Annotated in this window: 7 protein-coding genes and 1 pseudogene; 2 read left to right on the top strand and 6 right to left on the bottom strand. The window is 41.8% G+C overall.

All coding sequences use genetic code 11. The features are described 5' to 3' along the window. Positions 1-73: 73 nt before the first annotated feature. The 6 genes from ACKLNX_RS11080 to gltB all read right to left on the bottom strand — a co-directional run bounded on the left by ACKLNX_RS11080 (position 74) and on the right by gltB (position 10560). Positions 74-1081 carry a cobalamin biosynthesis protein gene (locus ACKLNX_RS11080; protein WP_412972411.1) on the bottom strand — a complete coding sequence of 336 codons (1008 nt, stop codon included), beginning with the start codon at positions 1079-1081 and terminating at the stop codon, positions 74-76. A gap of 2 nt (positions 1082-1083) precedes the next feature. After that, the gene (locus ACKLNX_RS11085) at positions 1084-1779 is read right to left on the bottom strand and encodes a 5'-methylthioadenosine/adenosylhomocysteine nucleosidase (RefSeq protein ID WP_411695062.1); all 696 of its coding nucleotides are present in this window, start codon (positions 1777-1779) and stop codon (positions 1084-1086) included. 113 nt (positions 1780-1892) lie between these two features. Then, positions 1893-2492 carry a DUF2726 domain-containing protein gene (locus ACKLNX_RS11090; protein ID WP_411695061.1) on the bottom strand — a complete coding sequence of 200 codons (600 nt, stop codon included), beginning with the start codon at positions 2490-2492 and terminating at the stop codon, positions 1893-1895. 300 nt (positions 2493-2792) lie between these two features. Further along, positions 2793-4310: a hypothetical protein gene (locus ACKLNX_RS11095; protein WP_412972412.1), complete on the bottom strand. Its 1518-nt coding sequence runs from the start codon at positions 4308-4310 to the stop codon at positions 2793-2795. A gap of 352 nt (positions 4311-4662) precedes the next feature. Continuing rightward, positions 4663-6078 carry an FAD-dependent oxidoreductase gene (locus ACKLNX_RS11100; protein WP_412972413.1) on the bottom strand — a complete coding sequence of 472 codons (1416 nt, stop codon included), beginning with the start codon at positions 6076-6078 and terminating at the stop codon, positions 4663-4665. Between the two features lie 15 nt (positions 6079-6093). Beyond that, entirely contained in the window at positions 6094-10560 is a 4467-nt protein-coding gene (gltB, locus tag ACKLNX_RS11105) for a glutamate synthase large subunit (protein WP_412972414.1), read from the bottom strand. A gap of 553 nt (positions 10561-11113) precedes the next feature. On the opposite strand from gltB, the gene arcB reads away from it, so the two are divergent. Both arcB and ACKLNX_RS11115 read left to right on the top strand, forming a co-directional pair. Next, entirely contained in the window at positions 11114-13465 is a 2352-nt protein-coding gene (arcB, locus tag ACKLNX_RS11110) for an aerobic respiration two-component sensor histidine kinase ArcB (RefSeq protein ID WP_412972415.1), read from the top strand. A gap of 482 nt (positions 13466-13947) precedes the next feature. Then, a pseudogene (locus ACKLNX_RS11115) lies at positions 13948-15783 on the top strand (S8 family serine peptidase). Positions 15784-15987 lie beyond the last annotated feature (204 nt).

Here is a 15987-nt window from a genome sequence, read left to right on the forward strand (position 1 = left end):
AATTGGATGATGAATGCTTAATCTATTCGTCTAAGCAATTTTTCTATTTACGGTACTGTTTTACAGAGCGAACTTATAAATATATCGTGAGGCTATTAATTATTAGGCAAGTTAGCAATAAGAGCAATAGATTAACGAAAAGCAGTCGGTTAATTACAGCCAAGGCGTTGGGCATAAATAGTGCGGTGGGTTCGCCTTGCCCAATGTATTTAGTTCGGCGAACTTTTATCTTGTTGTAAAACACAGCGCCACTTAAATTTGTATCTAGGGCGAAGTGACTTGCTCTCAGAATGATAGCTCCATGTCCTTCATTCCAACTCGTCGCTGGCCGATATCGCCGGACATAAGCAAAGATCTTAAGTCCTCTGCTGATAACAACTGTAAGCAGGGCATTCAGCCGTATAGGTAACCATTGAAACAACATCACAAGTTTCGCCATCGGCTTACCAAACTCGCTATACGTCTCAATTTTTGTGTTCCAAACAATATGTAGTTCGTAGCACAGGCGATAAGCTAATGTTGTTATGGGTCCAAAAACTATAAATAGGAAAAAGCAAATAAGAGCTTGATAGTGAAAACGTAAAATCACGGATTCAATTGCCGCTTTGCTTACGCCAACGTCAGATAATATGGCTGTTTCTCGCAAGACCATCGGTGCTAAAAGATTCCGCGCAAGTTTCTTCTTTCCAGCAATAAGCGCACGCCTAATATGCTGAAAGCGCTGAATATTCGATGAAAATTGGATGCACAAATAGAGAATGACAGCATCAAACAACTCTGGGTAATACACAAACTCACGAAAGATAAGCAAAATAATGAGGTTTGGAACAATAATCATAAACGCTGCTAGCGCACCTGAAATCCAAAACTGCGACTTAGGCGTTTTTTGCGACGCTGACTTTGTTTTTACGAATGGCTTTGGGCAAACTCTTTCAGCCATTCTAAGGGCGAGTAAGCGCACGAATGTCATTGGGTCTAAGCGGGTAGGCAAGAACCAAAAGCGTTCAAAAATTACGACAGCACAAAGAATGAACCACGGCAGTATAGCGGGGCTTGTGACAAAGCTAATCAAGCTATCCATGCTTAATTAAGTGCTTTTACCATACCCATCACTAATTGAGCGCTATTTTTGGCGGCTTTTTCTAAATAAGTTTGAAATGAAACTGTGGAAGTTTTACCCGCAATGTCAGATAAGCTTCTAATCACTAAGAAGGGGATTCCCATCATATAGGATGTTTGTGCAATGGCTGCGCCTTCCATTTCAACCGCGACCATAGCCGGGAATTTCTTTTGCGTCGCCAAAGCGAGTTCATCACTACCGACAAAGCTATCACCAGAGCAAACTAAGCCTTTCTTAACTTTTACACCATCAATTTGTTTTGCAGATTGTTCTGCGGCTTCAATTAACTGCTCATTACATACATAATTTTCTGGCATGCCAGCGCATTGACCTGGCACGTAGCCAAAGACCGTTAAATCTACATCATGGTGAGTGACGACATCGCTAATCACGATATCACCAATACTGAGGTCTTTATCGAAGCCGCCTGCAGAACCAGTATTAACCACATAATCAGGATTGAATTTATCAATGATCATCGTAGTGGCAACGGCTGAGGCGACTTTACCAATGCCGCATTTAACTAACACAACTTCATGCCCATGCAACTCACCAGTATAAAAATCTAAATGTGAGTAAGCGACTTGTCTTAATTCGCTCAGTGACTCTTTGATCAGTTTCACTTCTTCGTCCATGGCGCCTAAAATTGCTATTTTCATGTGTTATCTCTTTTATTAGTTGCTCAGAAGTTTACTAAGCATATACAGAAACGCAAGAAATCTTGCGAATTCTTGCGTTTAAATTTTCGTTAAGCACCAAGTATTTACTTCAATTACGCAGCGACCGGTCTAGAAGAACGAATTGGACGAGTAGGGCGTTTCGTTGGAGTGAACAAGCTTGGAGCTTCTTGAGCCTGCGGCATAGGCAATTTACCTTGTCTGCGTCTAAGTGGAACAAGCTTCGCTTCTATGCATGCTCTGATATCTTCAATTTTGTAACCATGGCGGGCTTTAATTCTAGCGTGTGGAATACCTGCAGAATCCAATGCACCGGTAACAAAGAAGTCTCTCGTTTTTTTATGACCGTCTTTACCTAAAGAGTGGACTAAGTCCAAAGCCAATACAGGTGTCATATCTGCTTTGCTGACTAAAACGAAATCAAGTTGTTTTCCGCCCGCTCTCAGCAATGCGCTCTTAGCCATCTTTTTATTGGTATTTCTGCGTAAGGCAAGAATATCGGTTAATTTAACACGGCACATTACGCGAAACTCGTTGCCAACGGCCTTTTCGATCATATCTAAGAATTGATGTTCAACGGGGGAGAAAAGTTGAGTTTTACTCATAAAGGGAAAACTAACCTCATCAACACTGAATTTTATTGCAACAATGGCGACAACGATTAAAACCATAATAAGTACGATTGCGAATTCCATAATAGCTCCTAGTACATAAGTTAGTTTCTTCAATTTTGTAGTGAGGAAGAAACTCATCAAGACCAAATCAAAAAGTGAATGGGAACATTCCCATTACATACCGTGATTTAGCAAATGATGTGCCAATAGATAGTAGACTTATAAAATAAATGAGCTTGTTGGAATTGAAAGTTCGCAATTAATGATATTTGTGCGAAGTGTTTTAGGAATAAATTGGATACAAAAAAGGCCAGTCATTACTAAAATATGAACTGGCCTTCTGCTTTTTTAGGTGCTTAACTATATGAAGTTAATCGATTTTTATGTGACGGGTGACTTCACTAAAATATCAACTTGCGTACCGCCACCATCTTTCGAAATGATCAATGTTGTATTGTTGTCTGCACTTTTTAACATCGTTCTTTGCTTGATTAATTTCGGTTCAATAAAGCTATCAGACGATGCTAAATAGTATTTTATAACTTCTTCCGGAGTTTGAGGAACGAATAAAATCATAGATGCCGGAAAGTCGGCGGCAAAAATTTGGCACATTTTGCCGTTAAGCGGAATACTGACCTTATTAAAATTCTCAGGGCAGCCCGCACTTCGAACCGCTACGCTAACTTCAGCGCCGATATCATCGACGACAGGGGTGCTAACAGGCTCACTTTGAGCGTAATCTGGCATCTCCTCGTTAGACGACTGATTCTCTGCAACTTCAAGGGCTTGTTCTTCAACTTCATCGATAACTGTTTCTTCAGTGTATGTTTCAGCGACTTCTTCCACTTCAACTTCATCGACAACTGTTTCTTCAGTATAAGTTGCTGCGACTTCTTCCATTTCAACTTCGTCGACAGCTGCTTCTTCAGTGTAAGTTTCAGCGACTAGTTCAACTTCATTGATAGTTGCTTCTTCAGTATATGTTTCAGCGATTTCTTCTACTTCAACTTCATCAACTACGGATTCTTCAGTGTAAGTTTCAGCGATTTCTTCTACTTCAACTTCATCAACCACAGATTCTTCAGTGTAAGTTTCAGCAAATTCTTCTGCTTCCGCTTCGACAGCGACTGCTTCAACGTTGCTCGCAGTAGCAAGTTGCTCAACGAGTTCTTCTACCGGATCAACCATGTCGTCGTCTGACTCGGCAAACTCTTGACTATCTACATTCGTTTCGTCGACTTCATATTCTAGTGATTCTGTTTCAGCGATTTCTTGGTCTTTAGCAATAAGGTGCGCAGGAAGTGCGGGAAGCTCTTCTTCTGCAGTTTTAATTGGCTCTGCACTCGATGTTGGTTCTTCAGTCGTTGCTACGGCAACTGGAACTGCGACAACGGGCGCTGCTGCAACGGTGGCTGAGGCAAGAGTAGCTTCTAACGAGGCTGTCTTTTCTGAGCTCGCTTTTTCCAACTCTTCAACATTTACGATATCTGCAACGGCATAATCTTGCGCTTTTGGAGCAGGCTTTGGCGTCGAACTAGTTGTTGATGCTAGTTCTTTCTTGGCTTCGCCAGTAATTGCTAAGCCAGCTAAAATCAGTTCGGAGACAGATTTGCCGGAGTGGTCTACTTTGATAACTGGCGCCTGCGTGGACAGTGATCCTCCAACCTGATTTGAAGCTTGAGTTGAGGTGTATGAGGCCAACTGAATATTTGCATCGCGTGAATTTAATAAGGCAGTTAAGGCTTGCTCAACTTGAGCCGGTGTTTTCGTCTGCAACGCCATCGGTTTGGCTGTTACAGAAGCAGATAAAGTCGCAATAACAACACCCGCCAGTAAACTTGGTATCAGTTTAGCTAAAGGCTTCATTTGACAATTGCTCATGTTTATTGAATTTTTCATTTTACTCACCTGCCTTAAATGCTGACTTTCGACTTCAGAAGGGTTCTTGCTGCTGCCTATATGCATTCGAAAGTGCCGTCGTTTCTATTCGGACTATAGAAGTATCATCGGCAGGATACTAGCTGTACTGGAGGATTGTAGTCTGTCAGATAATAGCTAGGTATAGTTAATAATAACCTATTGAAGGCTTTGAAAGCGGTTTAGAGTAAAACTAGAGGCACAGTTAGTATGTTTGAAATCTACAATAATAAATTAGTGGCTAACGAAAAAGGCGAGTATAAGCAAAGGACTAGATGCGTCTCCGATGTGTATACTCGCCTTATAGTATTATTATAATTGTGAAGTTTGTGGCTTAAACCTCCATATAATCGAGCATACCTTCGGCTGCTTTGCGACCTTCATCTATTGCGGTTACGACTAGATCGGAACCTCTTACCATGTCGCCGCCAGAGAATATCTTTGGATTGGAGGTTTGAAAAGCAAATCGCCCCTTAGCTGGCGCTCTCACTCTACCTTTCTCATCCAGCATAATACCAAATTCGCCAAACCACGGCGCTGGACTAGGTTGAAAGCCAAACGCAATAATCACGGCATCAGCTTCAAGAACATGTTCAGAATCTGGAATTTCTACTGGTCGTCTGCGGCCTGCTGAATCAGGCTCGCCCATTTGCGTTTTCACAAAACGAACGCCAATGGTTTTACCATTTTCATCAAGCGCAATATCAAGCGGCTGAAGATTGAACAGAAAATCGACGCCTTCCTCTTTGGCATTGACAACTTCTCTGCGAGAGCCGGGCATACTTTCTTCGTCACGGCGATAAGCACAAGTGACTGATGCAGCATCCTGTCGAATAGACGTTCTTACGCAGTCCATTGTTGTATCGCCACCGCCAAGAACCACGACTTTTTTACCCTTCATATCGATGAAATCATCACTCGATTTTTCGATGCCCATCACTCTGTTTATATTAGCAATAAGAAAAGGAAGTGCTTCGTAAACACCAGGAGAATCTTCATTTTCAAAGCCGCCTTTCATTGATGTGTACGTACCCATTCCCAAGAAGACAGCATCATAGTCATCAATGAGGTTTTGGAACTGTATATCCTTGCCGATTTCCGTGTTTAAAACAAACTCAATTCCCATGTCGGAGAAGATTTGACGACGAAGTGTGATCACGTCTTTTTCTAACTTAAATGAAGGAATACCAAAGGTAAGTAAACCACCAATCTCTTCATATTTGTCGAATACAACAGGCTTCACGCCATTTCTAACTAGAACGTCAGCACAAGCCAAACCTGCTGGTCCTGCCCCAACGATGGCAACCTTTTTATCAGTCCAAACAACATCGGACATGTCTGGTCGCCAGCCCATTTTAAACGCGGTATCAGTGATATATTTCTCGATACTACCAATGGTTACCGCACCAAAATCATCATTGAGCGTGCAGGCTCCTTCACAAAGCCGATCCTGTGGACAAACACGACCACACACTTCTGGCAAACTATTAGTTTTATGAGACAGCTCCGCCGCTTCAATTATCTTGCCTTCGTTGGCAAGTGATAACCATTGTGGAATGAAGTTATGCACTGGGCATTTCCATTCGCAATAGGGGTTACCGCAATCTAAACAGCGGTCGGCTTGACCTTCAGTTTGTGACTGAGATAAAGGTTGATAAATTTCACCAAAATCCTCTCTTCTTACGACGATAGGTTTCTTTGGAGGGTCAATACGTTCAACGTCAACAAATTGATATACATTTTTAGCCATTGTTTTTCTCCCTTCCTATTGCGCTTGAATGCGCAATTCTGCGCTAGAACGGCTGATGTGGCCAAGCAAGTTTTTGACGTCACTGGTCTTAGGCTTTATTAACCTAAAGACTTTACTTTCTTCAGCGAAATTAGTTAGCAGTGCCAATGAATGCTCACTGCCGGTTTCTTCATAATGGCGATTGATAAGACCACGTAAATGTTCAGACAGAATCACTTTGTCATCGACGCTCATGATATCTACTAAATCTTGATTAACTCTTTTCTCAATATCGTTGAACTCGTCATAAAGGTAGGCGAAGCCACCTGTCATTCCTGCACCAAAGTTGACGCCAATGCTACCAAGACAAGCGACAATTCCACCGGTCATGTATTCGCAGCCGTTGTCGCCCATGCCTTCTATCACTGCAACAGCACCAGAGTTTCTTACGGCAAATCGTTCACCTGCGCGACCAGCAGCAAATAGTTTTCCGCCAGTGGCCCCGTATAAGCAGGTGTTGCCCATTATTGCGCTATTGTGTGCGTCAAATGAAATCTTTCTTGGTGGGTGAATAATGAGTCTTCCACCTGTCATACCTTTACCTACGTAATCATTCGCGTCGCCAATCAAACGCATGTGCAGTCCGCCAGCATTCCAAACGCCGAAGCTCTGACCAACTGTACCTGTGAGTGTCAGTTTAATAGGATGATCTGTCATGCCTTTGTTACCATGAATACTCGCGATATAACCAGATAAAGTCGCACCAATACTGCGGTCAGTATTACGAACATTGTAAGTCGCACGAGCCCCTTTTAAGCTATCTACGGCATGCTGGTTATCGGCTAAAATACGTTTGTTCAAATCACCCTTATCGATAGGTTCATTGGTGGTTTCAGAGCAAAATAGTCGAGTATGTTTACCTGCTTCTGGTTTCACCAATAAAGGCGATAAATCAAGACCTTGTTGCTTTGCAGTTTTACCTTCAATTAAGCTCAATAATTCTGTACGGCCTACTAGATCCTCAAATGAAGTGACCCCAATACTGGCCATGATCTCACGTACTTCCTGAGCAACAAACTTGAAGTAGTTCATGACCATATCAGGAAGGCCTATAAAATAATTGTCTCGTAAAGATTTATCCTGAGTAGCAACACCTGTGGCGCAGTTGTTCAAATGGCAAATACGTAAATACTTACAGCCAAGTGCAACCATTGGGCCTGTGCCAAAACCAAAGCTTTCGGCACCCAGAATACCTGCTTTCACAACGTCTAAACCGGTTTTTAAGCCACCATCTGTTTGTACACGTACTTTGTGACGCAAACCGTTTTCGACTAAAGCTTGTTGGGTTTCCGCTAAGCCTAGCTCAAATGGACTACCTGCGTACTTAACTGAAGTTAATGGACTCGCACCAGTACCACCATCGTAACCAGAAATCGTGATGAGATCGGCATAAGCTTTCGCTACGCCAGAGGCAATTGTACCAACGCCGGGTTCTGAAACTAATTTCACAGAGATCAGCGCTTTAGGGTTGACTTGTTTCAAGTCAAAAATGAGTTGAGCTAAATCTTCAATTGAATAAATATCATGATGAGGAGGAGGAGAAATAAGTGTTACGCCGGGTACTGAGAATCTTAAGTCGGCGATATACTTATTCACTTTGTCTCCAGGTAACTGCCCACCTTCACCGGGCTTCGCACCCTGAGCTACCTTGATTTGTATTACGCTCGCATTCATCAAGTAATGAGGAGTCACACCAAAGCGACCAGAAGCGACCTGTTTTATTTTACTGTTCTTTTCAGTGTTGAATCGAGCCGGATCTTCGCCGCCTTCACCAGAGTTCGATTGACCGCCCAAGCGGTTCATGGCAATCGCTAAAGCTTCGTGAGCTTCGGGGCTAAGCGCTCCTATAGACATCGCTGCTGTATCGAAACGTGGGAAAAGGCTCTCGGCAGGCTCAACTTGATCAATATGAATTGCTTCTTTAAAACTCTTTATTTCCATCAGATCACGCATGTGAGCAGGTGCTCTATCGTTCACCAAACTGCTATAAACTTTATAGTCTTCGTATTTGCCACTAACAACGGCTTTCTGTAAGGAAGTAACAACATCAGGGTTGTAGGCATGGTATTCACCGCCATGCACATACTTAAGCAATCCGCCATGAGAAATGGTTTTACGTTTTAACCAAGCGACCCTTGATAAGTTTATTATGTCTTGTTCGAAATCGTTAAACGACGCACCCTGAATACGGCTGGGGACTCCTCTAAAACAAAGTGCAATTACTTCACTGTTAATACCTACGGCTTCAAATAACTTTGAGCTACGGTAGCTAGCAATTGTACTAATGCCCATTTTCGACATAATTTTGTACAAGCCTTTATTAATGCCTTTGCGATAATTCATCACCGCTTGCATCGCCGTTAGATCTATCTCTTTATTTTCGACCATCTGCTCAATAGTTTCATAAGCAAGGAAGGGATAAATTGCGGTAGCGCCCAAGCCAATCAAAACGGCAAAATGATGTGGATCTCTTGCTGATGCGGTTTCTACTACAATATTTGCATCGCAGCGCAATGCGTTATCGACTAAACGTCTTTGCACAGCTCCCACTGCCATCGCTGCAGGGATAGGAAGCTTATCTGGGCTAATGTCTCGGTCAGTTAATACCACAAAAACAGCATTTCTTTCTCTCACGGCTTCTTCTACTTCATTACAAATACGAGTAATTGCAGCGGCAAGACCTTCTTCAGGCTTATAATTTAATTGAATTTTTTCATTGTGATAATGCTCGTCATCCAACTCTCGTAGTTGCTTTAAGTCGGTGTACATCAGAATAGGGGATTCAAAAAGCACACGGTTTGCATAACCACTTGTTTCGTTAAAAACGTTTTGCTCACGGCCAATACATGTGGCCAATGACATAACATGATTTTCACGCAATGAATCAATAGGAGGGTTTGTTACCTGTGCAAACTGTTGTCTAAAATAATCATACAAAGTGCGACTGTTTGATGACATAACAGCCATTGGGGTGTCATCACCCATCGAACCAACCGCTTCTTGACCGTCCTTTGCAAGGACTTTGATTATTTGCTGCATCTCTTCATAACTATAGCCATGCAATTTGTGATAAGTGGCCATTTTGTTGTCATCAAAGGCGCGCTGACCAATTTTACTATGATCCGCTAATTCAACAGGAACAAGGTGTTTGATGTGGCTATCTAACCATTCTTTATACGGATGGCGAGATTGCAGATCTTCGTCAATTTCGTTACTACGCCAAATTTTACCAGTGTAGGTATCGACAGCTAACATTTCACCTGGACCAACACGGCCTTTTTCAATGACATCCTCTTGTTTGTAATCCCAAATTCCAATTTCTGAAGCTAAGGTGATCAAGCCATCTTTGGTAATAACGTAACGGGCAGGGCGTAAGCCATTTCTATCTAAGTTACATGCAACATGACGTCCATTGGTTAGAACGATACCTGCAGGGCCATCCCACGGCTCCATATGCATGGAATTAAACTCGTAAAATGAACGCAGTTTTTCACCCATGGTTTTGTTATTTTGATAAGCAGGTGGAACCAGTAGTCGCATGGCACGGAACAAGTCCATACCGCCAGCTAGAAATAGTTCAAGCATGTTATCGAGAGAGCTAGAGTCAGAACCTTCAGTATTTACGAATGGCGCTGCTTGCATTAGATCCGGTATTAAAGGTGTTGCAAACTTGCCCATTCGAGCTGCGGCCCAATCGCGGTTACCTTTAATTGTGTTGATTTCACCGTTATGTGCTAAAAATCTAAAAGGCTGAGCAAGTGGCCACATTGGAAGCGTGTTGGTTGAAAAACGCTGGTGGAATACACAAATACTGGATTGAAGGTTTTCATCAGCAAGATCATGGTAAAAGGCTGGCAAATCCTTTGGCATGACCAAACCTTTATAAACAGTAACGAGGCCCGATAAGCAAGCAACATAAAAGTCTGGATCATCTATTAGTCTTTTTTCAGCGCGTCGTCTTGCCATATATAGGCGGCGCTCTAAATCTTCAGATCTCCAACCTGAAGGACAGTTAACAAAAACCTGTTCAATTTGTGGAACACCAGTTAGTGCTAAATCACCCAATACCTTGCGATCGACCGGAACAACTCTCCAACCCAAGATAGGGAGCATTTCACGTTCAATTTCTTCATTTAGTATTTGGCGTGATTGTTCGGCTAAGGTTGGATTTTGGCTCAAGAACACCATTCCTACGCCGTAGTCTTTGCTCAGCTTCCAGCCTTTACTCTCGGCAATTTTCCTGTAAAACGCATCGGGCTTTTGTAGAAGGAGCCCACAGCCATCACCAGTTTTTCCATCTGCAGCGACACCACCTCGGTGCTGCATACGATCTAGACCTTCAATTGCCGTTTTGACTAATTGGTGACTTGCTTCACCCGTCGTATGTGCAATTAGTCCAAAACCACAATTGTCTTTTGAATCTTTCTGATGATACAAACTCATAAATTCTCCTTCCTCAGCAGTCAGTATTGACTATTGAGGCACGTTGTCCTTGAACAAAGCGTGATACTTGTTAAAAAAGCGGCAAGCCACTGTATTTCTTTCAATTGTTAATGACTGAATGTCCTAATATCAATTGACTGTAAATCTGTTCTGCCTTGGTATTCACTAAACGCGAATTTTTATTCAAAAAAGGCGGGTGGATAAAATACATACTCCAGCAAATAAAATCAATTATAAACAGTCATAATATGAACATTTATTTTATGAATACTGCTTGAAGATACCTATTAATTTGCATATAAAGGGTTGCTAAAGTCACTGTAAGCAAGTGTTTAGCTATTTTCAGACTAAACTTGGCTAGCGGAATGTGAAGCTTAATCTTAGATTATTTTGGTTTTAAATTATGATGTGCTTTGCATTTTCATGCAATTTGAACTGCATAATAAATAGGGCTTTTACTAATAACTGAGTTGTATCTTACTTCTTTATTGTCACTTATTTTGCATTCTTGGTAGCATAGCGGCCTATCTTCAGATTTAGACGATCTCTTTACATGCATATAAAATCACCAAATGACTCATGGGCTATCAAATTTGCAAAATTTGTTGACCGTTTTGGCACTTTAAAAATCAGTATTCTGTTTGTTGTTTTTACGCTTTTTTTCACGCTTGCTGGCTCGTACCTTATAAGAGTCAGTCTAGGTAGCCAAATAGAACCAGACGATTTTGTTAGCGCTGTGGTACTGACACTCTTGAGTGCGCCTTGGGTACTATATTTTTTTAGTGAACTGATTAAACAACTTGAACATAGCCGAATTAATTTGGAAGAAGCGGTAAGTCAGTTAGAGAGACTGCGCAAGCATGATGTTATTTTGAATCGTGAGTTACAAAATAACATTCGACAACTGAATTACGAAATTGAGCAAAGACGCAATGCACAATTAGAAAGAGAGAGCGTTTTTGAAGAGCTTGAACGTGAAATAAAGGAAAAGTCCGAGCAAGAGATGCAGGCGCGACGTTTATCAACTCTTACTCGCTCGATTATTGATGCTTCACCAGATTTAATTTACTACCGAAACGAAGAAGGTCGATTTGCCGGCTGTAATCGCGTTGCCGAAGAGTTAACGGGTAAAACAGAAGCTGAGCTATTAGGCTTAACGCCACATCAGGTATACAACGAACAATTAGCTAAGCAAGTGGCAGCCAGTGACAATGAAGTTCTAGAAACCAATGCTAGCTTGACCGAAGAGTTGTGGCTTCAGTTTGCTGATGGCCGTCGACGCTATTTTGAAATGCGAAAAGTACCATTTTTTGATCAAGATGGTCAGCGCTTAGGTTTGCTTGCCTTTGGTCGAGATATGACGGAGCGTAAACAAGCAGAAAGTGCCATTGCGCAAGCAAGTAAAGATAAAACGAAATTCATCGCAACCATTAGCCACGAGCTTCGAACGCCCCTAAATGGCATCGTTGGTTTGAGCCGTATGTTGCGTGATACTCAACTAACCAAGGAACAATTTGATTGGGTGAGTACGATTTATGCGAGTGGTATTACGCTCGGAAATATTTTCAACGATATTATCGATCTAGATAAATTGGATCGCGACAAAATTGAGATTGACCTCAAAACCATCAATCTACGCGACTTTACTAATGAAATAAGCAGTATTATTCGCTTATTAGCCCAAGATAAAAATCTATCATTTAAGTCTGAAATTCTTGAGCCAATTCCAGCAGCTATTGAAGCCGACGGAACGAGGCTGCGCCAAGTGCTGTGGAATATTTTGTTCAATGCCCTTAAATTCACACAAAAAGGTGAAGTGAAGTTAACTGTTGAAGCGGTGATTGAGGGAGCAGGGAACGCAAAAGTGACGTTCCGTATTACGGATACAGGTGTCGGAATTCCAGAGCAAGAACTAGATAAGATTTTTGCAATGTATTACCAGGTAGATCACCCCGATCACCAATCAGCCACCGGAACTGGAATAGGCTTGGCAATTTGTAAGCAAATGGTTGATAAGATGAATGGTGAAATTCTTGTTCATAGTGTGGTTGGTCAAGGCACGTGTTTTGAAATTGTATTACCGGTCGCGATTAGTCAACAGCAAGCGAGAATGGCTGAATTAGAAGTCAGTAATTTAAACATTCTTTTAGTTGAAGATATTGAACTGAATGTGATGGTAGCCAAAGCTTTATTAGAAAAGTTAGGTCAACGTGTGGAAGTTGCTATGACTGGCACCGAAGCAATAGAAATGGCACGTAAAACAGAATACGACCTCATCCTACTCGATATTCAATTGCCGGACATGAGTGGCTTCGATGTAGCTAAAACCTTGCATGATGAAGAATTAGTATTGCAAACTCCAATAGTAGCGTTGACTGCAAACGTCATTCAAAAACGGCAAGAATACTTAGACAATGGCATGGATGACATAATTGCTAAACCAATCAAAAAGAGCCGTGTCATTGAAGTATTTAATGAACTCTTTGGTAGCGAACAACATGAGCAAGAAAGACCAGCTACGAGCGAAGTGGTGAGTATTCCGAAAGTGGATAAAATACTCGATGTTGATATGTTGCAAATGCTTATCGATACAATCGGTGAAGACATGGTACGCACTAGTTTGGGCGTCTTCCAAGAAAAAATTCCAGAGTATATGGAGTTGCTAAACGTATCACTCGCCGCTGATGAAAAAGCAGAAGTATGCTCACAAGCTCACAAAATAAAAGGTGCTGCAGGATCTGTTGGTTTAATGCGAGTTCAGCAAACAGCGAATAAGATCCAACAAGGCGACCACCCTGCTTGGTGGGAAAATGTGCACGACTGGGTCGAAGAGTTAGACATGGCAATTGAGAAGGACGTTGAGCACCTTTTAGAATGGGTGAATGCTAATAAGATAGATGACTAATTGATACCTCGAGATTTCTATTAAAGTTAGCACTTTCACTTTGTCAGTTTCCTTGGAGAAACTTATTCAATGAACCTTACTTATTTACCAACTCCAGCAACTGCAGGTTTGATGGGGATTGCTTTTCTAGTTATAGGTGCGTCATGCAGAACGCGTTAATGAAATCTAAAATACCAATAACTCAAAAACCGACATTAATGTCGGTTTTTTTATGCCGGTTTTTTATACATGCACACTGTTTTTTATAGTTAAAAATTACCCTAATCTTCTCTTTTACTTAGTTTTTTAACATTCATTAAATTGATGTGTTGATATTTTGTTAATTAATAGTTACTTTGTTTACACGGCTTTGCGGATTATATTTTGTCATTATCGCAGTATTAGGTCTTATTTACCTCTTACATCTGCTTGATCCTAAATGACTTTTCTAACTTCGCTTGCTGAAACTCTACGAAAATAAACTAATAATTAGGTAGTACTCAATGAAAAACTTTCAAGTTAAGTCTTTAGCTGTTGCCACGATGTTGGCATTAGGCACATCAGCAGCAGCGTCAGAACGAGTTATTATTCAAGTGGACAGCAAAGGCAAGGGAATTGTTAAAGCACTCACGAAACAGATGGGTGGTGATATTAAAGTTGATGCAGATGGTTTTATCGCTGCAGAATTTAGTTCAATGGATCTTTCTGAGATCAAAGGTGTTCTAAAAAACCCGCATATTAAACTTATCGAAAAAGACCAAATACGTAAAGCATCCGCTTTATTCAACGATGATCTTGGCGACCCAATGGTTCAACAAATCACGCCATATGCATTCTATCAAGCGCAAGCTGACCAAGTCGCATTTAATGCAAACGCTGGTATGTAAGTTTGTGTTATTGACTCTGGATTAGATCAATCTAACCCCGACTTTTTGTGGGACAGAGTAACTGGCGATAATGATTCAGGAACTGGCAATTGGTTTGAAGCGGGTGGTGAGCACGGTACTCATGTCGCTGGCACAATAGGTGCTGCTGACAATAGCTTCGGTGTTAAAGGCATGGCTCCTGGTGTTGATTTACACATTATCAAAGTATTTAATGCCGCAGGTTGGGGATACTCTTCGGATCTAGCTCAAGCAGCGCAGCTTTGTAGTAATGCTGGCGCTAACATAATCAATATGAGTTTAGGCGGTGGCGGTGCAAATAGCACAGAAGAAAACGCATTTAAATCCTTTAGAGATGCTGGTGGTTTGGTACTAGCTGCAGCAGGTAACGATGGCAACTCTGTTCGTTCATATCCTGCAGGTTATTCTGCGGTAATGATGATTGGAGCAAATGACGCGAATAACAATATAGCTAGCTTCTCACAGTATCCATCTTGTACAACGGGTAAAGGAAGAAGAGTTGTTACAGACGAAACAACTTGTGTTGAAGTGACAGCGGGTGGTGTTGACACTCTATCTACTTTCCCTGCTGGACTAGCCACCTCATCAGGTTTGTCAGCAGACGGTAGTGCATTCGTATCATCAGCGATGGAAAATACAGGTAATGTATCTGCAGCAACATTTTTCATGGGTACAGCTGAAGGAACAAACGGAGGCGCTTCAGGTAAGATTTGTGTGATTGACCGTGGTGTTGTTTCATTCTTTGATAAGGTGAACAATTGTGAGCAATCAGGCGGCATTGGCGCAGTCATTATTAATAATGAAAGTGGTGTACTCTACGGAACTTTAGGTGATACCAATACGACGTCTATTCCTGCCGTTGGCGCAGCTCTTGAAGACAGAGACGCATTGCTAGCAGCCACGAATATGAGTGTGAGTATTGGTGCAAGTGACTACGGTTTCTTAAGTGGTACTTCTATGGCGACGCCAGCCGTTTCTGGTATCGCTGCCTTAGTTTGGTCTAACCACCCAACTTGTACTGGTGAAGATATTAGAGCCGCATTGAAAGCGACTGCATTAGATTCAGGTGCTTCTGGTAAAGATGTTAACTTTGGTTACGGCATCGTTCAGGCTGCAAGTGCGAGTGCATATTTAGATGCTAACAGTTGTGACGGTTCGGTTGAGCCACCTCCGCCGCCGCCACCACCATCAGGCGATTTTTCTTTAGAAGCTAATGGTTATAAATCTAAAGGCTCACAAAAGGTTGATCTTACTTGGAGTGGTACTTCTGTTCCACAAGTGGACATTTTTAGAGATGGACAGTTGATAAGTACAACAAGCAATGATGGAAGCTACACCGACGCTCTTAACACTAAAGGTGGGGGTAGTTATGTCTATCAAGTATGTGAACAAGGCACCAGCACTTGCACTGCGCAAGTGAGCGTTGTTTTTTAATAGAAAGCTGAAGAACGTTCCACTCAGCTATTTATTTAGCCCTCTAGGAAACTAGGGGGCTTTTTCTTATTTAAGGCAATTACCTTAAATATTATTCATAACAATTCACAAAACTATCGTCTTTTGAGGCGAACCGCAAAAAGAGCCGCTTACTTTCGTCTTGTCCTCTACTGTATTTTAATGCTTGTTGATGGCTTAAATTAT

This window comes from Glaciecola sp. MF2-115, from assembly GCF_047250385.1.
Taxonomy (GTDB): domain Bacteria; phylum Pseudomonadota; class Gammaproteobacteria; order Enterobacterales; family Alteromonadaceae; genus Glaciecola.

Bases quoted from the DNA above. Each gene is read 5' to 3' on its own strand.
- ACKLNX_RS11080 (WP_412972411.1), bottom strand. From the start codon at position 1,081: ATGGATAGCTTGATTAGCTTTGTCACAAGCCCCGCTATACTGCCGTGG.
- ACKLNX_RS11085 (WP_411695062.1), bottom strand. From the start codon at position 1,779: ATGAAAATAGCAATTTTAGGCGCCATGGACGAAGAAGTGAAACTGATC.
- ACKLNX_RS11090 (WP_411695061.1), bottom strand. From the start codon at position 2,492: ATGGAATTCGCAATCGTACTTATTATGGTTTTAATCGTTGTCGCCATT.
- ACKLNX_RS11095 (WP_412972412.1), bottom strand. From the start codon at position 4,310: ATGAAAAATTCAATAAACATGAGCAATTGTCAAATGAAGCCTTTAGCT.
- ACKLNX_RS11100 (WP_412972413.1), bottom strand. From the start codon at position 6,078: ATGGCTAAAAATGTATATCAATTTGTTGACGTTGAACGTATTGACCCT.
- gltB (WP_412972414.1), bottom strand. From the start codon at position 10,560: ATGAGTTTGTATCATCAGAAAGATTCAAAAGACAATTGTGGTTTTGGA.
- arcB (WP_412972415.1), top strand. From the start codon at position 11,114: ATGCATATAAAATCACCAAATGACTCATGGGCTATCAAATTTGCAAAA.